Here is a 23,353-nt window from a genome sequence, read left to right on the forward strand (position 1 = left end):
GGAAATCCCGGCTGTGCCCAAACCTAAACTCGTCCGGACTTGGTGTCCCGTGTGCCCCGTTCCCCTGCTCCCAGGATCCTGCTGATCAGCAACGGTCATGGGGAGGATCTCAATGGGGGGTTGATCGCCGATGGTCTGCGCCAGTGTTCGCCCGGGCTGGAACTGGCGGCCCTGCCGATCGTCGGCGCCGGCTCGGCCTATGGAGGCCGGGGTCTGCCGCTCCTGTTCCAGGGCCGGACCCTGCCGTCCGGAGGCATGGTGTACCAGGGCCTCAACATCTGGAAGGATCTGGCGGCCGGCTGGCTGCAGCAGAGCGTGGCGCAGCTCTGGATCGCCTGGCGCCAGGGCCGTCACTACGACCTGGTGGTCAGCATCGGTGACCATGTCCCCCTGATCTTCGCCCTGCTCACCGGGCGGCCGACGGTGGTGTTCCTGGTCTCCACCTCAAGCTTTTACGAGGGCCGGCTGCGGCTCTCCGCCCTCACCCGCTGGTGTTGCCGCCGCCGGCGGGTGCGGCTGGTGCTGACCCGTGATGCCTTCACCGCCACCGACCTCCAGGCCCAGGGCCTGGCCAAGGCCCTGTTCCTTGGTTACCCGATCATGGATCTGCCCGCCCCTGACCCCGGCCAGGTGGCCCGGCTGCCGGGCAGCCGCACCCTGGCGCTGGTGCCCGGCAGCCGCTTCCCGGAGGCGCTGCACAATCTGGTGCTGATGCTGCGTCTCTGCAGCCAGCTGGGGGGCCTGGTCGGGGATGGCCGCTGGCGTTTTCTCGTCGCCGTGGTGGAGAGCCCGAACTGGCGGCAGCTGGAACCCATGGCCGCGTCGATCGGCTGGCATCTGTCCGATGGGGTGCTGCGCTCCGCCGCCGCCGATCTCGAGGTGCAGCTGCTTCCGGGCGCCCTGGCGTCGATTCTGGCTGCCAGTGATCTGGTGGTGGGCATGGCCGGCACCGCTGTGGAGCAGGCGGTGGGCTTCGGACGGCCGGTGGTGCAGCTGGTGGGACGCGGCCCCCAGTTCAGCTATGCCTTCGCCGAATCCCAGATGCGGCTGCTGGGTCCCACCGTCCACACCGTGGGGCGGCGTCCGGCCAAGAGCGACGAGCTTGAGCAGGCCGCCGGGCTGATTCTGCGCCTGCTGGCCGACACCGATCTGCCGGAACGCTGTGCGCTGGCCGCCGTTGAGCGGGTCGGGCCAGCGGGGGGCTCGCGGCGCATCGCTGAAGCCGTGCTCGACACCCTCGCCCAGGGCCGGCCCGCGCTCAGCTGAGCCAGGCCTTCACCTTCTCCAGGGCCTGCCAGCCTGGCCGCCGCTGCAGGCCATCGGCGATCGAGCCCTGCAGTTCGCCCGCCAGCTCGGGGGCCATCAGCATCACGCGCTTGACCACGTCGATGTGCTCCCTGACCCCCTTGGCGCCGGTCTCCAGCATCGCCACGCTCAGGTTGATGCGGGCCTGGGGGTCCTGGGGATTGAGTTTCACCGCGTTGCGGGCCGAGGGCAGCGCCGCCTGGGGTTGGTCGAGCAGCAACTGCAACCAGGCCAGGCAGGTCCAGCCCGCCGACTGGCGCGGTTCCTGGGCCGTGATCTGCAGGAACTCATCAATCAGGTCTTCGGGCGCCGCCCCCTGCTGGTAGCGGGCGATGGCCTGGTCGAAGCGGGAGTCCTGCGGGGCCGTCATGGCGGCGGGGGGTGGCTGAAGGGGTTCGTCAGACTCCCACGCCATGGGGCCGTGGCGCCACCGACGGGGGGGCCGGCCTCAGACAGCGAAGGAGCTGCCGCAGCCGCAGGTCTGGGACGCGTTGGGGTTAGTGAAGTTGAAGCCGCCGCCGATCAGGGCCGAAGAGAAATCCAGCTGCATGCCATAGATGTACAGCAGGCTCTTGGGGTCACAGACCACCCGGAAACTCGGGGCACCGGCGGGTTCGTAGGTGTAGGTCTCGTCGTCGCCAAGGATCTCCGCGCCCTCGATGAAATCCATCGTGTAGCTCATGCCGCTGCAGCCGCCGGAGCGCACGCCCACCCGCAGCACCTTGTCGCCCCCCTGCGAGGCCATCAGGGTGCCGAGCTGGCGCATGGCGGGCTCGGTGATCAGGATGCCCTTGCCGTCCACGCCGGCGGTGGCTGTGACGGCTGCTGTGGCGCTGGGGGTCTGAACGGGGCTGCTCATCGGGCGTTGGGGGGTCGGATGGGAGGGATCGGGCCGCCGGACGACGCGGTGAGAGTCCACTCTATGGAGATCCATCCTCGGTGGGTAGGCTCCAGTCCATAGAGTCAGGATCTTCGCGGGACTCCAAGGGTGCGGGTTGCCATCGTGGGTGCGGGTCTGGCCGGTCTGAGTGCGGCCGTCGATCTGGTCGACGCCGGTCATGCGGTGGACCTCTACGAATCCCGCCCGTTCATGGGGGGCAAGGTCGGCAGCTGGGAGGACCCGGACGGCAACCACATCGAGATGGGGCTGCACGTCTTCTTTTTCAACTACGCCAACCTTTTCGCCCTGATGCGCAAGGTGGGTGCCTTCGACAACCTTCTGCCCAAGGAGCACTGGCACCTGTTCGTCAACCGCGGCGGGGACCTGCGGGCCCTGGATTTCCGTTTTCCCGTGGGGGCTCCGTTCAACGGCCTCAAAGCCTTTTTCACCACGTCCCAGCTTGACTGGATCGACAAGCTGCGCAATGCCCTGGCGCTCGGCACCAGTCCGATCGTCCGGGGGCTGGTCGATTACGACGGGGCCATGACGGTGATCCGCTCGCTGGATGCGATCAGTTTCCAGCAATGGTTTCTGAGCCATGGGGGCAGCTCCAGGAGCCTGAAGAGGCTGTGGAACCCGATTGCCTACGCGCTGGGATTCATCGACTGCGAGGCTATCTCGGCCCGCTGCATGCTCACCATCTTCATGATGTTCGCCTCCAAAACGGAGGCCTCCAAGCTCAACCTGCTCAAGGGGTCCCCCCACCGCTGGCTGACCGGTCCGATCCTCGACTACATCCAGGCCCGCGGTGGCCGCCTGCACCTGCGCCACCGGGTCAGCGAGGTCCGCCACGAGGAGCGCGACGGCCAGACCGTCGTCACCTCTCTGTTGCTGGGCACCCCGGAGGGCGAAAAGCGGGTGGAGGCCGACGTCTACCTGGCCGCCTGCGACGTGCCCGGAGCCCAGCGGCTGCTGCCCCAGGCCTGGCGCCGTTTCCCTGAGTTCGCCGCCATCGACCGACTGGAAACGGTGCCGGTGGCCACCGTGCAGCTCCGTTACGACGGCTGGGTGACCGAATTGGGTGACGGGGCCGGCCCCCAGGCCCGCCGCGCCGATCTGAGCCGCCCGACCGGTCTCGACAATCTGCTTTACACGGCCGATGCCGACTTCAGCTGCTTCGCCGATCTGGCCCTGGCCAGCCCGGCCGATTACCGGCGGGAGGGGCTGGGCTCCCTGCTGCAGTGCGTGCTCACCCCGGGGGATCCCTGGATCCCGTTGAAAACCGAGGAGATCGTCGCCCACACCGATCGCCAGGTGCGTGAATTGTTTCCCTCGGCCGCGGGGTTGCAGCTCGTCTGGAGCAACGTGGTGAAACTGGCCCAGTCGCTCTATCGGGAAGCCCCCGGCATGGAGCCCTTCCGCCCCGACCAGCGCACCCCCGTGGCCAATTTCTTTCTCGCCGGCAGCTACACCCGCCAGGACTACATCGACTCGATGGAAGGGGCCACGATGAGCGGTCGACTGGCGGCCGCTGCGATCCTTAACCAGCCCGTGGCCCTGGCCACCTGCGCGGCGGTGGCCTAGGAGCGAACCCATGGGCAAATGGCTCGAGCACAGCGTCACCACGGAGATCCAGGCCCCGGTGGCCCGGGTCTGGGAGGTGTGGAGCGATCTGGAGGCCATGCCCCGCTGGATGCGTTGGATCGAATCGGTCGTCACCCTCGACGACCCCGACCTCACCGACTGGACGCTGGCGGCCCAGGGCTTCCGTTTCCATTGGAAGGCCCGGATCACCGAGCGGGTCCACTTGCAGAGGCTGCACTGGGAATCGGTGGGTGGCCTGCCGACCAAGGGGGGCGTGCGCTTCTATCCCCTCGGGCCCGACCGCACGGCCGTCAAGCTCACAGTGAGCTATGAACTGCCTGGTGCGCTTGCGCCCCTGATGGAACCCACCATCATGGGGGGCATCGTCACCAGAGAATTGCAGGCCAACCTTGACCGATTTCGCGACCTGGTGGAGAAAGGGTGAAAGCCGCTTTAACCTCTGGGCGCTGGCTCCCCTCTTGCTGGTCGGATGCGCTGCCGCGCCCACGGTGGAAGCCCCACCGCCGTCGGCTCCGCCCAGGCCGGCCCCTGCCGCAGTGGCCTCAGGGGCCGTACCCGCTGGGCTGACCCCTCTGCCCACCTCCCAGCAGGTGGTAGCGGCCTTCCCTCTGGGCCGCAAGGATCCTTTCGGTGCTCTGGTGCCGCAGCTGGTTCCGGGGTCGGCGGCAGCCGCGGCCGGCGCTGGGGCGGCCGCATCGCTCCCTCCACCGGCCTTTCTGCAGGACTTCCGCGTCACCGGCGTGATTGACAGCGGCGGCCAGCGCGAAGCGGTGGTGACCTACAAGCAACTCAGCGGCAGCCTGCGCCGGGGCGACCGGGGTGGCCGCAACACCGATCTGCTGCCCGCCGGCTGGAGCGTGGCTGCGGTGGATGTGGCCAACGGTCAGCTGATCCTGCAGAGCGGCAGTCGCAAGGTCAAGGTCGACCTCTGAGGGCCAGGCTGCAGGCCGCCACCAGACCCTCCAGGTCGTGGGGATCCGCTTCCCCATCCACCCGTCCGAGCCGCTCCAGGCAGCGGCGGCTGGTCTGGGGGCCGATGGAGATCACCTGCACCCCCTCCAGCTGCTGGATCCAGGCGTCGCCGAAGCTGCCGGCCAGCAGCTGGGCGGTGTGCTCCACGGTCTTACCGCTGCTGAACGTGATGGCATCGAGCCCGCGCCGATCCAGGGCCTGCAGCGCCCCGGTGGGTAGCCCCGCCGGACAGCGCGTTTCGTAGGCGGCCACCTCCACCACCCGGGCGCCGGCGGCGGCGAAGGCTTCGGCCAGCAGCGTGCGCCCACCACTCTGCACCCGCGGCAGCAGCAGCCGCTGCCCCCAGCCCGACACGGGGAAGTGCTCGATCAGGCTGTCGGCCACAAACGCTGGGGGCACGAAATCGGCGGGGGCTCCCAGGTCTTCCAGCGTCTGGGCGGTCTTGCGGCCCACCGCGGCCAGCCGGACCCCCCTGGGCCTGCGGGCCAGGCAGGCCCCCCGCCGCAGCAGCCGCTGCTCCACCGCGTCCACCCCGTTGGCGCTCGAGAAGACGATCCAGTGGAACTGGTCGAGTTCCGCCAAGGCATCGTCGAGGGGGCCCCAGAGATCGGGGGGACCGATCACGAGGGCCGGAAGGTCGATGACGCTGGCCCCGGCCTGCTCGAACAGCTGGCGGGCGGCGCCCAGCTGGGTTTCGGCCCGGGTCACGGCGACGATCCGGCCCGCCAGTGGCAGTGGGCTGTCCATCAGGCGTCCAGCCGGACGAGGGCGCCGGCCCGTTGGGCCAGTTCCAGGGCCTGCTGGGGCTGGCCCTGGCTTTCCAGCAGGGCGATCGCCCGGCGGAAGCCATCCCTGGCCCCGGCAATGTCGCCCGCCAGCAGCAGGGCGGCCGCCAGGTTGCGCTGGGCGTCGGCGTGCAGCGGTGCCAGGGCCAGGGCCTGCCGGTAGGCGCTGATCGCCTCCAGCAGCCGGCCCCGCTGGCGCTCGATCAGGCCCAGGTTGAACCAGGCCAGGGGCAGCTCCGGGCAGAGGCGGGTCACGTCCGCCGTCAGGGCCGCCGCCTCCTCCAGGGCCCCCTGGCGCATCAGCAGGGCCCCGAGGTTGAGCCGGGCCCCCAGGGTGAGTCGCTCCTCCAGGGGCAACGCCAGGGCCTGGCGGTAGAGGGCCGCGGCGGCGGCGGGCTCCCCAGGGCTGCGGGCGATGGCGAGGTGGAGCAGCAGTTCGTAGTGCTCAGCAAGCGACCCGCTACCGACCCGGGCCAATCCCTCCTCCAGCAGGGCGATGCCCCTGGCGCGCTGGCCCTGGCTCACCTCCAGGGCGCCGAGCTTGGCGCAGGCGTAGGGGTCACCGGGCCTGGTGGCCAGCTCCGCCTCCATGGCCTGGCGCAGGCGCTCGGCCTTGCCGGAGGCCGCCAGCAGCTCTGGGCGGTAGCCCCCGTGCCCCAGGGCCGGCTCCCCACAGGCCAGCACCTGCCAGTGGGGCTCCTGCTCCAGTAAAGCGGCCACGCTGTCGTCGACCATGGCGTGGTAGCGGCGGCTCCAGCGGATGGCGGGATGGCGGCGGAACAGGCGGCTGACACTGGAGAAAGGGGACTGGGCGGCCCCCACTTCCTGACGCAGCAGGTTGATCAGCAGCACCTGGGGCTGCTCCATCAGGGCCCGCAGCGGCGAGCGGGCTTCGGGCCGCAGCCACTCGTCGGCATCCAGCACCAGCACCCAATCGCCCCGCACCAGATCCAGGGCGTGGTTGCGGGCAGGGGCGAAGTCCCCCGGCCAGGCCAGGAGGTGCACGCTGGCGCCGCAGCTGGCGGCGATCGCTGCCGTGTCGTCGTCGGACCCGGTGTCCACCACCACCATCTCGTCCACGAAGCCGGCCACCGACTGCAGGCAGCGCTCCAGCCGCTCCGCTTCGTTGCGCACGATCATCGACAGACTCAGCATCGGCGCTGCGGGGCAGGACAGACGTGCCAGGAGGCTAGGTGCCGGTGAGGGCTCAGTCGGTGAAGTCCACCCCAACGGCTGCGCCGGGCGCCGTGCCGCCGCTTGGCTTCGGACCGAAGCCGAGGCGCCCCAGCAGCTCGCCCTGGGCCAGGGCCATCTGGCCCGGAGACCAGGCGGCCGGCAGATCCGGCTCCAGCAGCGGCTGCAGGGCCTGCCAGGCATAGGGGCTGCCATACACGGCCAGGCCCGCCAGTCGGCCGGCCGCCTGGAGCTGGCGGATCACCGCCGGCCAGGGATCCGGGCCGTCGGCCCGGCCGCGGAACGGGTTGCCGCGCACGAACAGCTGCAGCAGCACCGGCCCCTCGCCCAGCCGCTCCAGGGCCAGGGGGGCCTCCCCATCGCCGCTCCAGGGGGAGGGTCCCTGGCCGTCGATCAGGCAGGGCCGCAGTCCTGCGGCCGCCGGCAGGGCCAGGGCCGGAGCGCCCGCCGGCAGGAACGGGCAGCCCAGGCTGTTGTCGAGCCGGATCAGGTTCACCCCGGGGCCGCTGCGCACCGGGCCCCGTCCCCGCTGGTCCAGGCTGCGTTGCACCAGCTCCAGCGCCAGGGCCTGGTCGGCGGCGGAGGGGCCATTGCTGAGGCCGCCCAGGGGGGCAGGGGCGCTGGGGTCATCGCCGGCGGGGCAGCGCCCCAGGGCCAGGCGCCGCCGCTCCAGGCTGGCCTGCAGCCGCTCCAGGCTCAGCCTGCCGCTGTGGACGGCCGCCACGATGGCGTCGATCGCCCCGCCCGCATCGCCGGGCATCAGCACCAGGTCGGCCCCCGCCTCCAGGGCCAGCACGGCGGCCTGGGAGGCGCCGTAGCGGCCGGCGATCGCTTCCATCACCAGGGCGTCGGTGACGATCAGCCCTTCGAAACCGAGCTCCTCGCGCAGCAGACCCGTGAGCACCGCCCGCGACAGGGTGGCCGGGTGCTCGGCATCGAGGGCCGGCAGCAGCAGGTGGGCGGTCATCACCGCGGCCACCTCAGCCGTGATGGCGTCCCGGAATGGCGGCAGCTCCACGGCCTCCAGGCGGGCGCGACTGTGCGGCAGCAGGGGCAATTCCAGGTGGGAGTCGCTGGCGGTGTCGCCGTGCCCGGGGAAGTGCTTGGCGCAGGCGAGCACCCCTTCGGCCTGGGCGCCGCGGCAGAAGGCGGCGGCCAGGGCACCGGCGGTCGCCGGGTCTTCGCCCCAGGCCCGCACGTTGATCACCGGGTTGGCCGGGTTGTTGTTGACATCGCAGACCGGGGCGAGCACCCAGTTGAGCCCGAGCTGGCGGGCCTCCCGGCCCGTGCAGGCCCCGTAACGCCGGGCCAGATCCAGGGCCAGGGCGGGGTCTGTGGCGTGGATCCCTGCCAGGGCCAGGGGTGGCACCAGCCAGCTGGCCCCCTCAAAGCGCTGGCCCACCCCCTCCTCCACATCGGCGCAGAGCAGCAGGGGCTCCCTGGCCCAGGCCGCCAGCTGGCGTGTGCGCAGCCGCACTTCACCAGCACTGCCGCCCAGCAGGATCACCCCGCCCACCCCGCGCCGCAGCAGGCGCTGCAGGCTGGCGTTGTCCAGTTCCCAGCGGGGATAGCGCCGCTGGCCATCGGCCGGATGGCCGCTGCAGCGCACCACCAGCAGGGCGGCGACGGTGCGATCCAGGCTCGGTTGTGGATCGAAGAACGCAGCCATGGGGCGGCTCAGGCCTCGGTCTCAGAGTCGGTGTCGGTGTCGCCCGCCGGATCCACGGGTTCCGCTTCGGCCATCGACTCCTCGCCCTCCTCGCCACCGCGCTCGCGCCGTTCGGCCTCCAGGCGCTGCAGCAGCCCCAGCACCGTGTTGCCCTTCTCCAGCCCCCGGTCGTGGACGAAGGCCACTTCCGGTGTGCGGCGCATCTTGAGGCGGCGGCCCAGTTCCCCCTTCACGTAGACGGAGGCCGCCTTCAGGCCGTCCATGGCCACGTCCTGGTCCTCGGCGCTGCCGAAGATGCTCACGAAGATCTTGCAGTGCTGCAGATCGCCAGCCACCTCGACGCTGGTGACACTCACCATGCCGTGCTGGACCCGCTCATCCTTGATGCCGCTCATCAGCAACTCGCTCACTTCGCGGCGGATCAGGGCCGCTACCCGTTCCACCCGTCGGCTCTGTGCCATGACTACGAAACCGACCCGGGTTGCACCATGGCACGCAGCACCAGGCTGAGGCTGACCATCCCGCTGATCAGCGCGCCCACCAGGGCCACCGCCGTCACAGGGTTGCTGCGCCGCCGGGCCAGGGGTTCAAACACCGAGTTGAACACCCCCAGGCTGAAGGCGATCAGATAGCGCGGATAGCGGGTCACATTGACGAAAAACTCTTTCATGGCCTTGGCGGCGGTCCTGGTCGGATGCTGGCTACTCTGCCGCCCGGGGCCACGTACAGCCGTCAGCGAGGGTCCATGGAGCTGCATCAGTTCAGACATTCCGCCTTCTGCGAGAAGGTGAGGCTTTTGCTGGCCCGCAAAGGTCTGGAGGCCACCATCGTGGAGGTGACCCCCGGCCTGGGCCAGCTGGAGCTGTTCCGTCTCTCCGGTCAGCGCCAGGTGCCGGTGCTGGTCGACGGCGGTGAGGTGATCCCCGATTCCACCGCCATCGCCCTGCACCTGGAGGCCAGCCACCCGCAGCCGCCCCTGCTGCCGGCCGATCCGATCGCCCGCGCCAGGGTGCTGCTGCTGGAGGACTGGGCCGACACCGCCCTGGCCCGGGGCGCCCGCCTGGCCCTGCTCCAGGCGGCGGCCAGCGACCCGGTGCTGCGCACGGCCCTGCTGCCCGAGGCCACCCCAGGCCCCCTGCGCGATCTGGTGGCAGCCCTGCCAGGGGGCCTGATCGGCTCCGCCACCGAGGCGATGCGCGACCTGCTGGGGCCCTGTGAGGTGCGCCAGCTGCACCGCAGCCTTGAGCAGCTCGCCCTGCTCGTGGCCCAGCGCCCCTACCTGGAGGGCGACGACCTCACCCTGGCCGACCTCGCCGTGGCCGCCCAGCTTTACCTGCTGAAGTTCCCCGTCTGTGCCGGTGCGCCCCTGGCGGGGCGGGGTGTCGAAGGCATCGCCGACAACCCCGTGCTCGAGCCCCTGTTCGCCTGGCGGGATCGGCTGCTCGCCGAGGTCGGGCGGGACTGAGGTTCTCCGCCCCATCGAGCGTCCCACCCGCCAGGATGGGCTTCGCCGCTGACCTGGCCTTGTCCGATCCGCTGCTGCGGGAGCTTGACCACTTCGTGGTGCTGGAGCCCGGCCAGGGCGAGCGCATTCTCACGGCGGCCGAAACCCTTGTGTGGCTGGCCTCCCACGTGGAGGCCCTGGGCGATCCGCCTGCCGACCTGGCCGATCTGGCCGATCCGGAAGCCCGGGCCGTTCGGCTGCTCGACACCGCCTGCGAACTGGAGCTGGCGCCCGGATGCTCGATCCAGTGGTTCGCGGTGCGGCTGGAGCCCCCCGCCTGAGGGCCACTGTGGGGTTTGGTCCGGGCTCAGGCGGGGTCTTCTGGGGCCTGGCGGGGGTCGCGCAGCACCGAGGGCAGGGCATCGAGCACCTGCAGCGCCACCTCGGCGGGGAGGCCCCCCTGCTGCGCCACGGTCAGGTCGGCCTGGGCGTAGAGCGGCCGGCGCTCGCGCAGCAGGGCCTCCAGGCGGGCGGCGGGATCGGGCGCGTCGAGCAGGGGCCGGGGGGTGGGATCGGCGGCCAGACGCCGCAGCAGTTCCGCCTCGGGGGCCTCGAGCCACACCACCACCCCCTGGCGCATGTGACCCCAGTTTTCCGGCCGGGTGACCACCCCACCGCCGGTGGCCACCACCAGGGAATGCCAGCTGGCGATGCCATTGAGCACGGTGGTTTCCAGGGCGCGGAAAGCCGCCTCGCCATCGCGGGTGAAGATCTCGGCGATCGGCCGGCCGGCGGCCTCCGCCAGGGTGACGTCGGCATCGATGAAGCGATAGCCGAGGGCTTCGGCCAGCGGCCGCCCCACGGCGCTCTTGCCGGCCCCCATCATTCCCACCAGGTAGATGTTGAGGCCATCGAGGCGGCGGGCCAGGGCCCGGTGGCTGGGGGAAGCGGTGGCATCAGGGGCCATGGGGTCGCGGTCGGCGGCGGTCCTGACCCCGTTTCTAGGATGGGCGTCCCCTGGGCCTCGGCGATGACCGCAACCCGGTTGACCGCCCCTCCCGCGGCACCCTCCCCCACCCCCGCCGCCCACGGGCGCGGCCGGCCCTGCGTGATCACACGCCGGGCCACCTTCAGTGCCAGCCATCTCTACTGGCTGCCGGAGCTGGACGAGGCCGAGAACACCCGTCGCTTCGGCCGCTGCAGCCTGGCCCCTGGCCATGGCCACAACTACGAGCTCAGCGTGGCGATGGGTGGTCCCCTCGACGGCGACGGCATGGTCCTCAACCTCTCCGACGTCAAGCACGCCATCCGACGGGAGGTGACGGACCCCCTCGACTTCCGTTTCCTTAACGATGTCTGGCCGGAGTTCGACCTCTCCCGGCCCGAGGGGCGGTTGCCCACCACCGAAGCCCTGCTGCTGGCCATCCGCGAGCGGCTGGCCCCCCACCTGCCGCTGGTGGCCCTGCGGCTCCACGAACAAACCAACCTCTGGGCCGACGTGCTCTGCGGTCCCACCATCGATCCCATGGAAGCCTTCCTCTCGATCCGCACCCACTTCGCCGCGGCCCACCGCCTGGCCCGACCCGAGCTCAGCCAGAGCGAAAACGAGGCGATCTACGGCAAGTGCGCCCGCCCCCACGGCCACGGCCACAACTACCTGCTCGACGTCACCGTGCGGGGTCCGATCGATGCACGCACCGGCATGGTCTGCGACCTGGCCGCGCTGCAGCAGCTGGTGGCCGACCTGGTGGTGGAGCCCTTCGACCACACCTTCCTGAACAAGGACGTGGAGCACTTCGCCGGCTGCGTTCCCACGGCCGAGAACATTGCTCTCCATATCGCCGACCTGCTCAGTGCCCCGATCGCGGCCACCGGCGCCCGGCTGCACAAAGTGCGGTTGCAGGAGAGCCCCAACAACGCCGCCGAGGTCTTCGCCGAGACTCCCCAGCTGGAGATGCTGCCGGCGGCCCTCGAAGCGCTTGCGGCCGTTTGAGTCCGGCGGCAGCGGCGGCTCCCCGCCCTAACAGCCCTCGGCCCGAGCTGCGGCTCGTGCTGGCCGTGAGCCTCGACGGTCGCCTCGCCCCGGCCGAAGGCGGGGCCGCTCAGTTAGGTGGTGCCGGTGATCGGCAGGTGCTGGAGGAGGCGCTGGCCTGGGCGGATGCCGTCCTGGTAGGAGCCGAGACCCTGCGGCGTCACGGTGGCACTTGTCTGATCCACCGGCCCCCGCTGCTCGAGGCCCGCCGCCGCCAGGGCCGCTCCGCCCAGCCGATCGCCATCGCGGTCAGCCGCAGCGGCCGGTTGCCCGCCGTTCTGCCTTTCTTCCGCCAGCCCCTGGTCCGCTGGCTGCTGCAGGCCTCTCCGCTGCCCCCCGCTGCCCCTGCGGTGGGCTTCGAGCGTCACTTACCCCTGCAGGGCTGGCGCCAGGCCCTGGAGGCTCTGGTGGGGTTGGGGCAGCGACGGCTCGTGGTGCTGGGGGGGGCGCAGCTGGCGGCCTCCCTGGCCGCCGAAGACCTGCTCGATGAACTCCAGCTCACGGTCTGCCCCCGGCTGCTCGGAGGGGCCCATGGCTGGTTGCCGGCCGAGGCCCGGGTGGCCCCGCAGGCCCGCGCCGGCTGGCGGCTGGTGGAGCACCGGGCGCTGCCGGGGGACGAACTGCTGCTGCGCTGGCGGCGCCCCGAGAATCAGGGCGCGACCTCCTGAAGGCCGAGGCTGCCGCTGCCGAAACGCTTGCCCAGTTCCCGCAGCGGCATGTCCCGCAGGCTGTCGGTGGGGAGGCCGAACATCCTGGCCAGGCAGCGTTTGACCACCTCTTCGCTGTCATCGCCGAAGCGGCCGCTCACCATTTCGGTGAGCACCCCCAGGCTGCGGCCGCTGTTGTCGGTCTCCTCGATCAGGCATTTGCTGGTGGGCACCGCCAGCTTGCGGCAGGGATCCTGCAGGCTTTTCTCCAGGTCTGCCCTGCCGGCGGAGGCCGTCTCCACGCAGACCCGTGTGAGCTGGTTCTCCAGCTGGGGACGCAGCAGCAGCAGCACCGGCCGCAGCAGCCCGGCCCTGGCCGGCAACGGAGGCAGGACCAGCGCCGTGGCCGCCGTCAGGAGCATCAGGATCCGCAGGGGCTTGGCCATGGCGGGGCAAGGACGCTCGGTCGCAGGGAGTCAACCGTTAGTTTTGCGCCTGCCCCGTCCCCCCTGCGTCGCCACCGGCCATGGCCGAGCTGCAAGTTTGCTGGCACAAGGCAACGCAGGACATCCCTGAAGACCAGTGGCAGGCCTTGGTGGGGGGCGACGGTGGGCCGCTGGGAGCGGCCGTGGATCGCCCGTTCTATGGCTGGCGCTGGTTGCACCACCTGGAGGCCAGCGGCAGCATTGTGCCCCGCCAGGGCTGGCAGCCCTGCCATCTGGGGCTCTGGCGTCAGGGGCGGCTGGTGGCCCTGGCGCCCCTGTATCTGAAGGGCCACAGCTACGGGGAGTTTGTCTTCGACCAATCCTTCGCCCAGCTGGCCGGTCAGCTGGGCCTGCGCTATTACCCTAAGCTCGTCGGCATGAGTCCGGTGAGTCCGGTGCAGGGCTACCGCTTCCATGTGGCGCCCGGGGAAGACGCCGCCGCCCTGACCGCGTTGATGCTGGCGGAGATCGACACGTTCTGCCGCCGGCAGCGCATTCTCAGCTGCAATTTTCTCTATGTGGATCCGGCCTGGCAGCCCCTGGCGGAGGCCGCCGGCTGCGCGCTTTGGATCAACCAGCAGAGCGAATGGCGCAATCCGGGCCATGGGGATTTCGAGGCCTATCTGGCCAGCTTCAATGCCAACCAGCGGCGCAACATCCGCCGCGAACGCCGCTCGGTGGCGGAGGCGGGCCTGACCGTCACGCCCCTGGCTGGAGAAGACATCCCACCGCCGCTGCTGGAGCGGATGCACGGGTTCTACGAACAGCACTGCAGCCGCTGGGGACCCTGGGGCAGCAAGTACCTCACGGAGTCCTTCTTCCAAGCGGCCGCCACCGACCTGCGCCAGCACCTGGTGCTGTTCAGTGCCCATCGGGGCGAGCCGATGCAGCCCCTGGCGATGTCGCTCTGTGTGCACGATGCCACCGGCCTCTGGGGCCGCTACTGGGGCAGTGACATCGAACTCGACAACCTGCACTTCGAAGTCTGCTACTACGCCCCGATCGCCTGGGCCATCGAGCGGGGGCTGGAGAGCTTCGATCCCGGGGCCGGCGGCAACCACAAACGGCGCCGTGGCTTCGTGGCCCAGCCCCGGGCCAGCCTGCACCGCTGGTACGACCCCCGCTTCGACGCCATCCTGCGGGACTGGCTGCCGGGCGCCAACCAGGAGATGCACCAGGCGATCGCGGCGATGAACGCCGAACTCCCTTTCACCGCTGCCTACGATCCCCCCCATGCACCGCGACCCGTACCCACGCCTGAACCTGGATGAGGCGCTCTCGCAGCGTTTCATCGCCCTCGACCCCTCGGGCTATTTCCTGATCACAGTGGATGCCGCCGCCGGCGAGCTGGTGGCCGAGCACTACGCCAACGGCATCGATGAGCGGGGCTTGGCCACCGACCCCGACACCGGCGAGGTGATCAGCTGTCGGGGCAGCGATCCCCGCGTGCCCATGGCCATCTACCGGGGCCGCACCGCCAAGGAACTCGGCATCGCCCTCACCGAGGCAGAGGGCCCCCATCCCCTGTCGAGGCTGGACCATGCCCTCTACCTGGGTCGGGAGCTCCAGAAGGCCGAGTTCTGCCTCGTGCAGGGCTTGCCCTATGAACAGGACTAGGCAGGCTGAAGTTCGCGGCTGGTTTCGCGGGAGCCTTCGGGTGGTTCCGGGGGCAGGGCGGCGAGCTGGTCCTCGATTTCGCGGGTCACCACGCCCCGGTACTCCTGGAAGTGCTCGTTGTGGGCAAGGGTCACCAGGAACTGCTCCAGGTTGTTGGGGTTGCGGCGGGCGATGGTCAGCAGGGAACGCCAGAAACGGCCACGGGTGTCACGCTTCAGGCCCTGACGCCAGATCACGATCAAGAGGGCGCGGACATCGGTCCAGCTGGGCAGGCTGGCCTTGCCGAAGGCCGCCGCAGGCACGAACTGCTGCCAGCGGGGCTGGCCCATCTTCAGGTAATAATGCGTGACCCGGTCGATGTAGGCGTTGGGTTCGTAGAGGCGGCAGAAGGCATCCACGTACTCATTGGCGATCTGACGGATCGGCCGGGTGGGCACGAAGTTGAGCAGGTTGGTCTGGTTGACGCCTTTGGCGTCGGTTTTCTCCTGCACCAGACGGCCCTCTTTTTCCAGCCGATGCCAGAGGCCCGTGTTGGGCAGGGCCTGCAGCATGCCCATCATTGCGGCGGGGATGCCGGTGCGACTGACGAATTCCACGATCCGATCGCCGGCGCCCTGCTTCTCGCCATCGAAGCCGATGATGAATCCCGCCATGACGCGGATGCCGTAGGAGGTAATCCGGTCAACAGATTCCTCCAGCGAACTGCGGGTGTTCTGCAGTTTGCCGGCGGTCGCAAGGCTGGCCTCATCGGGCGTCTCGATACCGAGGAAGACGCTGTCAAAGCGGGCCTCCGCCATCATCTGCATCATGTCCTCGTCGGCGGCGAGATCCACCGAGGCTTCGGTGGCAAAGCTGAAGGGGTAGCCGTGGGCAACCTGCCAGCGCTTGATCTCGGGCAGCAGCAACTTGGCGTTGCGCTTGTTGCCGATGAAGTTGTCGTCCACCAGGAAGATGGAGCGGCGCCAGCCGAGGTCGTACAGGTACTGGAGTTCGGCCACCAGCTGATCAGGAGCCTTGGTGCGGGGTTTGCGGCCGTACAACACAATGATGTCGCAGAATTCGCACTGGAACGGGCAGCCCCTAGAGAACTGCACCGACATGGAGTCGTAGGCGTCCAGCTCGAGCAGGTCGAAGCGGGGGATGGGGGTGCCGGTGACGTCCGGCTTTTCCCCATCGGCACTGAATCGGCCCTGACGATCGCCGCGTTCAATGGCCTCGATGAACATTGGCAGGGTGATTTCCCCCTCGTCGAGCACCTTGAAGTCGGCCAACTTAAGTTCAGGCGCGTCTGGGGTGGAGCTGGCGAAGGGGCCGCCCACCGCCACCGGCAGACCCCGCTGCTTGGCCCTGGCGATCTGGGCGGCCATGTCGGCCTTCTGAACGATCATCCCGGAGATCACCACCAGTTCCGCCCAGTTCCACTCCGCTTCGGTTACCTCCCGGACGTTGCGATCCACCAGCTTCATCTCCCAAGTCTGGGGCAGCAGGGCGGCCACGGTGACCATTCCGAGCGGCGGTAGGAGCACCTTCCGGTTCACCAGCTCGAGAATCTTTTCGTAGCTCCAGAACGTCTTCGGGAATTCGGGATAGATGAAAAGGGTGCGCATGCTGCAGGTGAGTTGTGGAGGGGCCGTGGGCGATTGCGCGGCGGCGGAAAGGGTGTCTTGAGCAGGTTCCGCTGCGTCGCAACCTTAGGAGGTTTCGGGAAATATCTGGTCGTTCTACCGCCTCCTGCCAGGCCGTGGGGGTGGGAGGGGGCGGATCCTCTGCTGTAATGAACTGGTTCCTCGCAGCAGCGGCCGTGGGTGTGGTGATTTATCTGGCGCTCGTCGGTGGCGGGCTCACCGCCGCCTTCCTGGCCACCGTCGTGCTCAAGGGCGTCAGGCTGATCTGAGCCTGAGCGCTCCGTTCCGCCCGAGTTCCAGCACGCCCACCACCAGCCCCAGGCCGCCGAGCAGGGCGAAGGTGGCCTGGAGTCCCATGGTCACCGTCAACGCGGCGGCCACCAGGCCACTCACCCCGCCCCCGCCCAGGAAGGCAATCTGCCCCAGGCCGGCCATGCGGCCGCGCAGGGCCATGGGTGCCCCCACCTGGAGGATCAGGCTGGAACCGGCCAGCAGGCCGGCCGTACCGGCGCCGATCAACAGCGCCATCGCCAGGGCCGTCGGGCCGCCATTGGCCGTGGCCATCCCCAGCTGAGCCAGGGACACCACCACGGCGCAACCCCCCAGCAGCAGCACCGGTCGTTGGCTGAGGGCGGCGCTGTTGCGCTGCAGCACCACCCCGCCGGCGATGCTGCCGGCCGCCAGCACGCTGGTGAACAGGCCGAGGTCCTGCGGCGAGGGGCCAATCACTTCGGCGGCGATCAGGGGGGCCAGGCCCGGATGGAAGAAGCCCACCAGGCAGGCCACGGTGGTGAAGCGCAGCACATGGCGCAGGGTCGAACCGCACTCCCGCCAGGCGGCCCCGAGGCTGGCCCCTTCCCCCCCGGCGCTGCGCTGCTCCAGCTCCCGGTGGGGCCGCAGCAGCCAGATCACGGTGGCGATCGGCACCAGATAAGTTGCCGCATCGATCGCCAGGGCCATGGCGGGCCCGGAGAGGGCCACGAGCCAGCCCCCCAGGGGAGGGCCCACCAGCTTGCCGACATTGAACACGACTGAGAAGCTGGCCAGATAGGGCGCCACCTGCTCCGGCCGTTCCACCAGCAGGGAGCAGTACTTGCTGCGGGCTGTGAGCTCAAAGGAGCTGGAGACGCCCACCACCAGCGTGCTCAGAAGCAGCAGGACCACCTGCCCCGTTCCCTGCAGCAAGGGAATGGCCAGGGCCCCCAGGGTGGCCCCGCCGAACAGACCCCACTGGGAGCGGATCAGCATGGTTTCGCAGCCCAGCCGATCCGTGAGCACCCCCGCCCGGCCGCTGACCAGGAGGCTGGGCAGGGCCAGGGCGGCGAAATGCAGGGCCAGCAACAGCGGATTGCCGGTGCCGGCCATCAGGATCCAGCCCTTGGCCGTCAGCCCGGCAAAGGATCCGGAGGTGCTCAGGCCGGAGGCGACGAGGAAGAGGGGGCGCTGGTGCCGTTGCAGCCAGCCGGCTCCGGGGCTGGGGCTCAAGCCCCGCTCCGCGTTGTGGCCTGGGCCTCACGCACCATGGCGCCGGCCCCCACCACCTCGCCGCGCAGGTCGTAGGTGTCGGCCGCGGTGATCCGCACCGGCACCATCGTCCCCGGCGCTGCGCAGAGTCCGCCCTCACCAGGACTGACATGCACCTCGCCGTCCACCTCAGGGGCGAAGCGGGCGCAACGGCCCAGCATCTCGCCAGTGGTGGGGTTCTCCTGCTCAATCAGCACGTCCACGATGCGGCCCACCCAGGCGGCGTTGCGAGCGGCGGCGATCGGTTGCTGCAGGGCCATCAGCCGGTCCCGCCGCTCACTGGCGATCTCAGGCGGCACCGGATCGTCGAGCTCGGCGGCGGCGGTGCCGTCCTCGGGGGAGAAGCTGAACACGCCGACGTGATCGAAACGCTGCTCGGCCACGAACGCCAGCAGATGCTCAAAATGGGCCTCGGTCTCACCGGGGAAGCCGACGATGAAGGTGGTGCGCAGCACGGCGTCCGGCAGTTGCTCGCGGATGCGCTGCAGCAGGGCGCCGTTGACCCCGGTCTGCCAGGGACGGTTCATGGCCCGCAGCACCTCCGGGTGGCTGTGCTGCAGGGGCAGGTCCAGGTAGGGCAGCACGTTGGGAACGTCCCGGTAGGCGGCGAGCACGGTGTCGGTGAGGCCGGTGGGATAGGCGTAGTGGACCCGGATCCAGGGAATCTCCACCTCCCCGAGGGCCCGCAGCAGGTCGTCAAGCCGCGGTTTGCCATAGAGATCCAGCCCGTAATTGGTGGTGATCTGGCTGATCAGGATCAGCTCCTTCACGCCCTGGGCGGCCAGCTGGTGGGCTTCGGCCACGATCGATTCGATCGGGCGGGAGCGCTGGTCGCCCCGCAGCCTGGGGATGATGCAGAAGGCGCAGCGGTAGTCGCAGCCTTCGGCCACCTTGAGGTAGGCCACCGCCTCGGAGGTGGTGCGGTAGCGGGGCAGGTGTTCGTCGCCCACGAAGGTGGGCACCGCGCTGACCCTGTTGACCCGCTCCCCGGCCTCAACCCGCTCCAGCACCTCCACGATGTGCTGGTAGTCGCCGGTGCCGACGATCGCCCGCGCCTCCGGCAGGGAGTCCAGCAGCTCCTGCTGAAAATGCTGGGCCAGGCAGCCGGCGATGATCAGTTCCTTGCCCTGTTCGGCCAGTTCCACCAGGGTGCGCACCGATTCGGCGCGGGCGTCCTGGATGAAGCTGCAGGTGTTGACCACCACCACCCGTGCCTCGCTTTCGTCGGCGCTGACGCCGTAGCCGGCCTCCGCCAGCAGGCCGAGCATGTGCTCCGTGTCCACCCGGTTCTTCTCACAACCCAGGTGGGTGAAGGCCACGGTGGGCCGTTCTTGGCTGGGCTGGGGAGACATGCTGTTGCGGGTGAAAGGGGGGGGGGGGGACGGTCCGGCTTGCCGGCATCAAGAGAGTGGGCGCCAACGCCGATCTCCACCCTATGCAAGCCCCCGCGGCTGCGAGAATCGCCCCACGACTCGTCCGTGCCTGTGACTTCCACCCGCCTCGCCAGCCGCCTCACCAATCGCCGCCGACCCGAGCCGGGTCGCCGCTGGGCGCGGGTGGTGATGGCCGTGCTGGCCACGATCGGTGTGATCGACACCGCTGCGATCACCCTGAACCGCTGGGGCGTGATCGGCAACCTCAGTTGCCCCGGCGGCGCCGAGGGCTGCGACAAGGTGCTCAACAGCCCCTGGGGGAGTGTCTTCGGCCAGCCCCTCTCCCTGTTCGGCTTCCTGGCCTATGGCTCGGTGCTGGTGATGGCGTTGCTGCCGCTGGTGCTGAAGGGCGAGGCCCGCACCAGCGTCAATGGACTCAGCTGGTGGGGCCTGTTCCTGCTCAGCGCCGGCATGGCGATCTTCAGCCTGGTGCTGGTGGGGGTGATGGCCTTTCAGATCAAGGCCTTCTGCACCTTCTGTCTGATGTCGGCCGTCATCAGTCTGTCGTTGTTCGTGCTGAGCCTGATCGGCGGAGAGTGGGAGGACACCGGCGCCTTGCTCTTCCGCGGTGTCCTCACCGTCCTGGCCGTTGGTCTGATCGGCCTCGGCTGGGCCACCTCCCTCAACCGCCCCGAGGCCACCACCGGCCCCGGCATGGCCCGGCCGGTGGTCGCTGCCAGCACCCCGGCCACCCTGGCCCTCGCCGAGCACCTCACCAGCACCGGCGCCGCCATGTATTCGGCCTACTGGTGCCCCCATTGCCACGACCAGAAGGAGCTCTTCGGCAAGGAGGCCACGGCCAAGCTCAAGATCATCGAGTGCGCGCCCGATGGCCGCGACAACCAGGCGGCGCTCTGCGCCAGCAAGAACATCCAGGGCTTCCCCACCTGGGAAATCAAGGGCCAGCTGGATTCCGGCCAGAAGACCCTCGCCCAGCTCGCCGCCTTGAGCGGCTACAGGGACCCCGCAGCCCCCGCCAACTGAGGCGCGCTCCCCTCAGCTCTGGCCCACCGGACCGGTGAAGGGGGATCGGCCCCGTCGCTGCATCGTGTGACGACGCCAGAACAGCTGGGGGGCAGGGGCATCGGTGCGGTAATGGCCGCCCCGGCTCTCCCCCCGGAAGGCGGCGGCCTCCATCAGCAGTTCCGCCAGCACCAGCCGCTGGCGCAGATCCTGAAGCAGCAGCAGGCGGTGGCTCTGGTCGGGCGTCAGCTGCAGTTCCTGGCCGGGCGGCAGGTCGTGGGCCCGGCGCAGCAGGGGAGACCGTTCGTGGCCGGAGCGTTGGCTGCGGACCCGGCCCAGGGCACCGATGAGATCCACCCCGCGCCGCTCCACCCCGGCCACCTGCCAGCACAGCCGGCGCAGGTCGCCGATCGCCGCGATCAGGCTGGCCTCATCGGGGCTCGACAGAACCTCAGCCCGGTTCAGCTGCGGGGCCGCGATGGGCGTGCCCCGCGGCGCAGGCGGCAGGGGCTGGGGTCGCAGATGGCGCAGCCGGCGGGCGAAGACCAGGCATTCCATCAGCGAGTTGCTGGCCAGGCGGTTGGCCCCGTGCACCCCGGTGCTGGCCACCTCCCCCACCGCGTAGAGGCCGCTCAGGCTGGTGGCGGCCTCCAGGTCGGTGCCGACGCCCCCCATCCAGTAGTGGGCGGCCGGGGCGACGGGAATCGGGGCGTCGCAGGGCGAAAGCCCCAGCTCTCGGCAGCGGCGCAGGATGGTCGGGAACTGGCGTTCCAGCCGTTCGCGGCCCACCGGCCGCAGGTCGAGCCAGAGATGGGTCACCCCCTGCTCCGCCATGCAGCGAGCCAGGGCGCGGCTCACCTGGTCACGGGGGGCCAGATCGCCCCCCTCCAGCTGTGCCACCGGAGAATGGCCGCCGTCGTCGAAGAGTCGCGCCCCTTCGCCGCGCACGGCTTCGCTGATCAGGAAATGGGGGGCGTCCGGCAGCATCAGCGCCGTGGGGTGGAACTGCACGAACTCCAGGTCCCGCACCCTGGCGCCGGCGCTCCAGGCCATGGCCACGCCATCGCCGCTGGCCTGGGTCGGGTTGGTGGTGTGGGCAAACAGATGGCCGCCGCCACCACTGGCCAGCACCACCGCACCGGCCCGCAGCCAGCGCAGGTAATTCCCCTCGAGCACCTGCAGCCCGACGCAGCGGCCGTCCTCCACCCACAGTTGCAGGGCGGGGATTCCCTTGCGTTGCTCTAGCCCCGGCCGGCGCCGCACTTCCCGCTCCAGGGCATCCACCAGGGCGCCGCCAGTGCGGTCCTGGGCATGCAGCACCCGGCGGTGGCTGTGGGCGGCTTCGAGGGTGGTGCTCAGACCCTGAGGGGTGCGGTCGAAGGCCATGCCCAGTTGCACGAGCCGCTCGACACAGGCTGGTGCCTCCCGCACCAGCACCTCCACCGCCTCCGGATCGCACAGGCCGGCACCGGCCTTGAGCGTGTCGGCGACATGGCTGGCGAAGCTGTCCTCGGCTCCGGTGACGGCGGCGATGCCGCCCTGGGCCCAGCGGCTGGCGGAGGGGGGGCTGCTGGATTTGCTCAGCAGCAGCACCCGCAGGTGGGGGGGCAACTCCAGGCAGGTCATCAGTCCTGCGGCGCCACTGCCCACTACCACCACGTCCCAGTGGGGGGCCATGCGCGGATCCGGCTCATCCAAGCGGCTGCTTCACCCCTTTACACCCTGCTTTGTGGTGGAGAGCCTATGGGACGGGCGGCGGCCGTCCTGCCGCCAACAAAAAAACCGTCGTATTGACGACGGTTCGCAGACGATGGATTGAGCTGGGGCGGCAGGGGCCCGGCCCCAGATCCGCAGGCTCAGCGATAGACGCCGTCATTGATGCGATCGAAGCCTTCGTTGAGGGCAATCGCGGGCGGGGTCACGGTGAAGTTGTCTTTGTACTTGTTGAAGAGCTCCCGCTGGCGGTCCGTCAGCTCCAGCTCCAGCACGTCGTCGACGTTCTCGTAGGGACCACCGAGGACGATCTTGCCGGCCAGGGTCGGATACATGCCGGGGTATTGCTGGAAACGGCGGACCGAGGCGTTGTTGAGATCCACCTTGCCGCCGCTCTCGGCAATCTTGTCGTCGATCTCGTTGCGGCGCTCCGCAGCGAGGGCGGCACCGGGCAGAAGCAGGGTAACGAGCAGACCAGCCAGGACCACACCACTCATCAACCAGGCAAGCAGCCGCTTCATCACGACACTCCTTTTAGGGATAGAACCAGGGGACCCTGGCAGGGACAGGGCGGTGATCCGCAGACCACCCGTGCAACGTTACAGAAAGCCCCGTGGTCTCTCTCGGCAGGCGGCCTTGCTTTTGCAGATCTTCAGATCAGGCCGCTCAGGTGGGGGGCCACCAGGGCCGCGCCCAGAAACAGGGTGTCGACGGCCAGGGTGGTGCCCAGGGCCGCGGCGGCGACCCGCCAGGGCCCGCCCAGGAGCCAGAAGCGCCGGCAGATCAGCACCAGCAGGCTCGCCGTCAGGCCGATCAAGGCCAAAGGCCAGGGCTGCAGCACCTCGATGGCGGCCCCCTGCAGCAGCAGCGGCGCCTCGGCCAGGGGAGCGTTGAGCACCTGGGGCCAGAGGTCCATGATGCCGGCAGCCGCGATCACCCCGTCAGTGCTGGCGGTGCCGAGCAGGGAGCTCAGGTAAAAGGCGCCCGCCAGCCGCCAGCGGCCTCCGAGGCCAGCCAATGCCAGGGGCAGGGCGAAGGCTTCGATCGGCAGATGCATCACGGGGTGGAGCCGGAACCAGCCCCAGAACAGGCAGCCGCCCAGCCAGCTGCCGCAGAAGCCCACCAGGAGCACGCCCAGTTGCTGCCACTGCCCCTGGCCCCGGCGCTCCAGCAGCAGGGCCAGGGCCATCAGGGGGAGGGTGAACAGGGCCGCCGCCATCGGCGCGGAGCGCACCCAGGGGGCCTGCAGGAACACCGGCACGGTGACCAGCAGGGCAGCCGTCAGCGGCAGCACGGCGGCGGCCGGGATGGCTGCCGAGGCAGGAGCGATCGGAAGACCCGGCAGGGCCGTGGGGCGAGTCGCAAGGGTGGGTGGGACCCCGATCACCTGGTTGTGAAGAAACTTGACCAACCTTAAGGGGCGGGGTGGGTGCTTCCGTGGCCCGTCCGGCCATAGGGTC

At 70.0% G+C, this 23,353-nt stretch carries 27 protein-coding genes; 12 read left to right on the plus strand and 15 right to left on the minus strand.

Translation table 11 applies throughout. From position 1 onward, the window contains the following. The first annotated feature begins 51 nt into the window (after positions 1-51). Positions 52-1,266 carry a lipid-A-disaccharide synthase-related protein gene (locus KBZ33_RS06605; RefSeq protein WP_254951451.1) on the plus strand — a complete coding sequence of 405 codons (1,215 nt, stop codon included), beginning with the start codon at positions 52-54 and terminating at the stop codon, positions 1,264-1,266. Here KBZ33_RS06605 and KBZ33_RS06610 read toward each other — a convergent pair. Next, the gene (locus KBZ33_RS06610) at positions 1,259-1,675 is read right to left on the minus strand and encodes a M48 family metallopeptidase (RefSeq protein ID WP_254951448.1); all 417 of its coding nucleotides are present in this window, start codon (positions 1,673-1,675) and stop codon (positions 1,259-1,261) included. The two genes, KBZ33_RS06605 and KBZ33_RS06610, sit on opposite strands and share 8 nt — an antisense overlap. Before the next feature lie 78 nt (positions 1,676-1,753). Continuing rightward, positions 1,754-2,164, minus strand: coding sequence for an iron-sulfur cluster assembly accessory protein (locus KBZ33_RS06615; protein WP_254951446.1), 411 nt, complete (start codon positions 2,162-2,164; stop codon positions 1,754-1,756). 129 nt (positions 2,165-2,293) lie between these two features. On the opposite strand from KBZ33_RS06615, the gene zds reads away from it, so the two are divergent. The 3 genes from zds to KBZ33_RS06630 all read left to right on the plus strand — a co-directional run bounded on the left by zds (position 2,294) and on the right by KBZ33_RS06630 (position 4,722). Then, a complete protein-coding gene (gene zds, locus KBZ33_RS06620; protein WP_254951444.1) occupies positions 2,294-3,769 on the plus strand; it encodes a 9,9'-di-cis-zeta-carotene desaturase in 1,476 nt (491 codons plus the stop codon). A gap of 10 nt (positions 3,770-3,779) precedes the next feature. Then, positions 3,780-4,214 carry an SRPBCC family protein gene (locus KBZ33_RS06625; RefSeq protein ID WP_254951442.1) on the plus strand — a complete coding sequence of 145 codons (435 nt, stop codon included), beginning with the start codon at positions 3,780-3,782 and terminating at the stop codon, positions 4,212-4,214. Between the two features lie 166 nt (positions 4,215-4,380). After that, complete coding sequence (locus KBZ33_RS06630) at positions 4,381-4,722, plus strand: hypothetical protein (protein ID WP_255011600.1); 342 nt, start codon at positions 4,381-4,383, stop codon at positions 4,720-4,722. Here the strand turns inward: KBZ33_RS06630 and KBZ33_RS06635 are convergent. From KBZ33_RS06635 to KBZ33_RS06655, 5 genes are read right to left on the minus strand one after another with little or no spacing between them, the layout of a single operon-like run. After that, a complete protein-coding gene (locus tag KBZ33_RS06635) occupies positions 4,706-5,509 on the minus strand; it encodes a uroporphyrinogen-III synthase (RefSeq protein WP_254951440.1) in 804 nt (267 codons plus the stop codon). The genes KBZ33_RS06630 and KBZ33_RS06635 overlap by 17 nt on opposite strands. Beyond that, positions 5,509-6,702, minus strand: a complete 1,194-nt coding sequence (locus KBZ33_RS06640; protein ID WP_254951439.1) for a glycosyltransferase — start codon at positions 6,700-6,702, stop codon at positions 5,509-5,511. Before KBZ33_RS06640 ends, KBZ33_RS06635 begins: the two co-directional genes overlap by 1 nt. Positions 6,703-6,754: 52 nt before the next feature. Then, positions 6,755-8,410 (minus strand): glycoside hydrolase family 3 N-terminal domain-containing protein, encoded by a 1,656-nt coding sequence (locus KBZ33_RS06645; RefSeq protein ID WP_254951438.1) that lies wholly within the window; start codon positions 8,408-8,410, stop codon positions 6,755-6,757. Positions 8,411-8,418: 8 nt separating this feature from the next. Beyond that, positions 8,419-8,871 carry a 30S ribosome-binding factor RbfA gene (gene rbfA / locus KBZ33_RS06650; RefSeq protein WP_254951437.1) on the minus strand — a complete coding sequence of 151 codons (453 nt, stop codon included), beginning with the start codon at positions 8,869-8,871 and terminating at the stop codon, positions 8,419-8,421. A 2-nt stretch (positions 8,872-8,873) separates the two neighbouring features. After that, the gene (locus KBZ33_RS06655) at positions 8,874-9,080 is read right to left on the minus strand and encodes a DUF751 family protein (RefSeq protein ID WP_254951436.1); all 207 of its coding nucleotides are present in this window, start codon (positions 9,078-9,080) and stop codon (positions 8,874-8,876) included. Between the two features lie 75 nt (positions 9,081-9,155). Between KBZ33_RS06655 and KBZ33_RS06660 the strand changes: the two genes are divergently transcribed. Both KBZ33_RS06660 and KBZ33_RS06665 read left to right on the plus strand, forming a co-directional pair. Then, positions 9,156-9,875: a glutathione S-transferase family protein gene (locus tag KBZ33_RS06660; RefSeq protein WP_254951435.1), complete on the plus strand. Its 720-nt coding sequence runs from the start codon at positions 9,156-9,158 to the stop codon at positions 9,873-9,875. Between the two features lie 59 nt (positions 9,876-9,934). Next, positions 9,935-10,195 (plus strand): chlororespiratory reduction protein 7, encoded by a 261-nt coding sequence (locus KBZ33_RS06665; RefSeq protein ID WP_254951626.1) that lies wholly within the window; start codon positions 9,935-9,937, stop codon positions 10,193-10,195. A gap of 26 nt (positions 10,196-10,221) precedes the next feature. On the opposite strand, the gene KBZ33_RS06670 is transcribed toward KBZ33_RS06665, so the two are convergent. Continuing rightward, a complete protein-coding gene (locus KBZ33_RS06670) occupies positions 10,222-10,821 on the minus strand; it encodes a shikimate kinase (RefSeq protein WP_254951433.1) in 600 nt (199 codons plus the stop codon). A gap of 63 nt (positions 10,822-10,884) precedes the next feature. On the opposite strand from KBZ33_RS06670, the gene KBZ33_RS06675 reads away from it, so the two are divergent. Continuing rightward, complete coding sequence (locus tag KBZ33_RS06675; protein ID WP_254951432.1) at positions 10,885-11,847, plus strand: 6-carboxytetrahydropterin synthase; 963 nt, start codon at positions 10,885-10,887, stop codon at positions 11,845-11,847. Next, entirely contained in the window at positions 11,844-12,554 is a 711-nt protein-coding gene (locus KBZ33_RS06680; protein WP_254951430.1) for a RibD family protein, read from the plus strand. Before KBZ33_RS06675 ends, KBZ33_RS06680 begins: the two co-directional genes overlap by 4 nt. On the opposite strand, the gene KBZ33_RS06685 is transcribed toward KBZ33_RS06680, so the two are convergent. Next, positions 12,536-12,979, minus strand: a complete 444-nt coding sequence (locus KBZ33_RS06685; protein WP_254951428.1) for a hypothetical protein — start codon at positions 12,977-12,979, stop codon at positions 12,536-12,538. The genes KBZ33_RS06680 and KBZ33_RS06685 overlap by 19 nt on opposite strands. 80 nt (positions 12,980-13,059) lie before the next feature. Here KBZ33_RS06685 and KBZ33_RS06690 point away from each other — a divergent pair, with 80 nt between their 5' ends. Beyond that, complete coding sequence (locus tag KBZ33_RS06690; RefSeq protein WP_254951426.1) at positions 13,060-14,289, plus strand: GNAT family N-acetyltransferase; 1,230 nt, start codon at positions 13,060-13,062, stop codon at positions 14,287-14,289. Next, positions 14,252-14,635 (plus strand): DUF4346 domain-containing protein, encoded by a 384-nt coding sequence (locus KBZ33_RS06695; protein ID WP_254951424.1) that lies wholly within the window; start codon positions 14,252-14,254, stop codon positions 14,633-14,635. The genes KBZ33_RS06690 and KBZ33_RS06695 overlap by 38 nt, the downstream gene beginning before the upstream one ends. Here KBZ33_RS06695 and KBZ33_RS06700 read toward each other — a convergent pair. Further along, positions 14,632-16,242, minus strand: a complete 1,611-nt coding sequence (locus tag KBZ33_RS06700) for a B12-binding domain-containing radical SAM protein (protein WP_254951422.1) — start codon at positions 16,240-16,242, stop codon at positions 14,632-14,634. The genes KBZ33_RS06695 and KBZ33_RS06700 overlap by 4 nt on opposite strands. 167 nt (positions 16,243-16,409) lie before the next feature. Here KBZ33_RS06700 and KBZ33_RS21785 point away from each other — a divergent pair, with 167 nt between their 5' ends. Next, positions 16,410-16,529, plus strand: a complete 120-nt coding sequence (locus tag KBZ33_RS21785) for a cytochrome b6-f complex subunit 6 (RefSeq protein WP_396108091.1) — start codon at positions 16,410-16,412, stop codon at positions 16,527-16,529. Here the strand turns inward: KBZ33_RS21785 and KBZ33_RS06705 are convergent. After that, the gene (locus KBZ33_RS06705) at positions 16,516-17,745 is read right to left on the minus strand and encodes an MFS transporter (protein ID WP_254951420.1); all 1,230 of its coding nucleotides are present in this window, start codon (positions 17,743-17,745) and stop codon (positions 16,516-16,518) included. The two genes, KBZ33_RS21785 and KBZ33_RS06705, sit on opposite strands and share 14 nt — an antisense overlap. Continuing rightward, entirely contained in the window at positions 17,742-19,136 is a 1,395-nt protein-coding gene (gene rimO, locus KBZ33_RS06710; protein ID WP_254951418.1) for a 30S ribosomal protein S12 methylthiotransferase RimO, read from the minus strand. Before rimO ends, KBZ33_RS06705 begins: the two co-directional genes overlap by 4 nt. A 132-nt stretch (positions 19,137-19,268) precedes the next feature. On the opposite strand from rimO, the gene KBZ33_RS06715 reads away from it, so the two are divergent. Beyond that, the gene (locus tag KBZ33_RS06715; RefSeq protein ID WP_254951624.1) at positions 19,269-20,201 is read left to right on the plus strand and encodes a vitamin K epoxide reductase family protein; all 933 of its coding nucleotides are present in this window, start codon (positions 19,269-19,271) and stop codon (positions 20,199-20,201) included. Between the two features lie 12 nt (positions 20,202-20,213). Here KBZ33_RS06715 and nadB read toward each other — a convergent pair whose 3' ends face one another. The 3 genes from nadB to KBZ33_RS06730 form a co-directional block, all read right to left on the minus strand. Continuing rightward, positions 20,214-21,857 (minus strand): L-aspartate oxidase, encoded by a 1,644-nt coding sequence (gene nadB, locus KBZ33_RS06720; RefSeq protein ID WP_254951416.1) that lies wholly within the window; start codon positions 21,855-21,857, stop codon positions 20,214-20,216. A 179-nt stretch (positions 21,858-22,036) separates the two neighbouring features. After that, complete coding sequence (psbU, locus tag KBZ33_RS06725) at positions 22,037-22,414, minus strand: photosystem II complex extrinsic protein PsbU (RefSeq protein ID WP_254951414.1); 378 nt, start codon at positions 22,412-22,414, stop codon at positions 22,037-22,039. Positions 22,415-22,545: 131 nt separating this feature from the next. Beyond that, positions 22,546-23,304: a DUF3120 domain-containing protein gene (locus KBZ33_RS06730; RefSeq protein ID WP_254951412.1), complete on the minus strand. Its 759-nt coding sequence runs from the start codon at positions 23,302-23,304 to the stop codon at positions 22,546-22,548. Positions 23,305-23,353 lie beyond the last annotated feature (49 nt).

The organism is Cyanobium sp. Cruz-8D1, from assembly GCF_024345975.1.
In the GTDB taxonomy this organism is placed as follows: Bacteria; Cyanobacteriota; Cyanobacteriia; order PCC-6307; family Cyanobiaceae; genus Cyanobium.

Bases quoted from the DNA above. Each gene is read 5' to 3' on its own strand.
- KBZ33_RS06610 (WP_254951448.1), bottom strand. From the start codon at position 1,675: ATGACGGCCCCGCAGGACTCCCGCTTCGACCAGGCCATCGCCCGCTAC.
- KBZ33_RS06615 (WP_254951446.1), bottom strand. From the start codon at position 2,164: ATGAGCAGCCCCGTTCAGACCCCCAGCGCCACAGCAGCCGTCACAGCC.
- KBZ33_RS06625 (WP_254951442.1), top strand. From the start codon at position 3,780: ATGGGCAAATGGCTCGAGCACAGCGTCACCACGGAGATCCAGGCCCCG.
- KBZ33_RS06635 (WP_254951440.1), bottom strand. From the start codon at position 5,509: ATGGACAGCCCACTGCCACTGGCGGGCCGGATCGTCGCCGTGACCCGG.
- KBZ33_RS06640 (WP_254951439.1), bottom strand. From the start codon at position 6,702: ATGCTGAGTCTGTCGATGATCGTGCGCAACGAAGCGGAGCGGCTGGAG.
- KBZ33_RS06645 (WP_254951438.1), bottom strand. From the start codon at position 8,410: ATGGCTGCGTTCTTCGATCCACAACCGAGCCTGGATCGCACCGTCGCC.
- rbfA (WP_254951437.1), bottom strand. From the start codon at position 8,871: ATGGCACAGAGCCGACGGGTGGAACGGGTAGCGGCCCTGATCCGCCGC.
- KBZ33_RS06655 (WP_254951436.1), bottom strand. From the start codon at position 9,080: ATGAAAGAGTTTTTCGTCAATGTGACCCGCTATCCGCGCTATCTGATC.
- KBZ33_RS06660 (WP_254951435.1), top strand. From the start codon at position 9,156: ATGGAGCTGCATCAGTTCAGACATTCCGCCTTCTGCGAGAAGGTGAGG.
- KBZ33_RS06670 (WP_254951433.1), bottom strand. From the start codon at position 10,821: ATGGCCCCTGATGCCACCGCTTCCCCCAGCCACCGGGCCCTGGCCCGC.
- KBZ33_RS06675 (WP_254951432.1), top strand. From the start codon at position 10,885: ATGACCGCAACCCGGTTGACCGCCCCTCCCGCGGCACCCTCCCCCACC.
- KBZ33_RS06685 (WP_254951428.1), bottom strand. From the start codon at position 12,979: ATGGCCAAGCCCCTGCGGATCCTGATGCTCCTGACGGCGGCCACGGCG.
- KBZ33_RS06690 (WP_254951426.1), top strand. From the start codon at position 13,060: ATGGCCGAGCTGCAAGTTTGCTGGCACAAGGCAACGCAGGACATCCCT.
- KBZ33_RS06695 (WP_254951424.1), top strand. From the start codon at position 14,252: ATGCACCGCGACCCGTACCCACGCCTGAACCTGGATGAGGCGCTCTCG.
- KBZ33_RS06700 (WP_254951422.1), bottom strand. From the start codon at position 16,242: ATGCGCACCCTTTTCATCTATCCCGAATTCCCGAAGACGTTCTGGAGC.
- KBZ33_RS21785 (WP_396108091.1), top strand. From the start codon at position 16,410: ATGAACTGGTTCCTCGCAGCAGCGGCCGTGGGTGTGGTGATTTATCTG.
- rimO (WP_254951418.1), bottom strand. From the start codon at position 19,136: ATGTCTCCCCAGCCCAGCCAAGAACGGCCCACCGTGGCCTTCACCCAC.
- nadB (WP_254951416.1), bottom strand. From the start codon at position 21,857: ATGGCCCCCCACTGGGACGTGGTGGTAGTGGGCAGTGGCGCCGCAGGA.
- psbU (WP_254951414.1), bottom strand. From the start codon at position 22,414: ATGAAGCGGCTGCTTGCCTGGTTGATGAGTGGTGTGGTCCTGGCTGGT.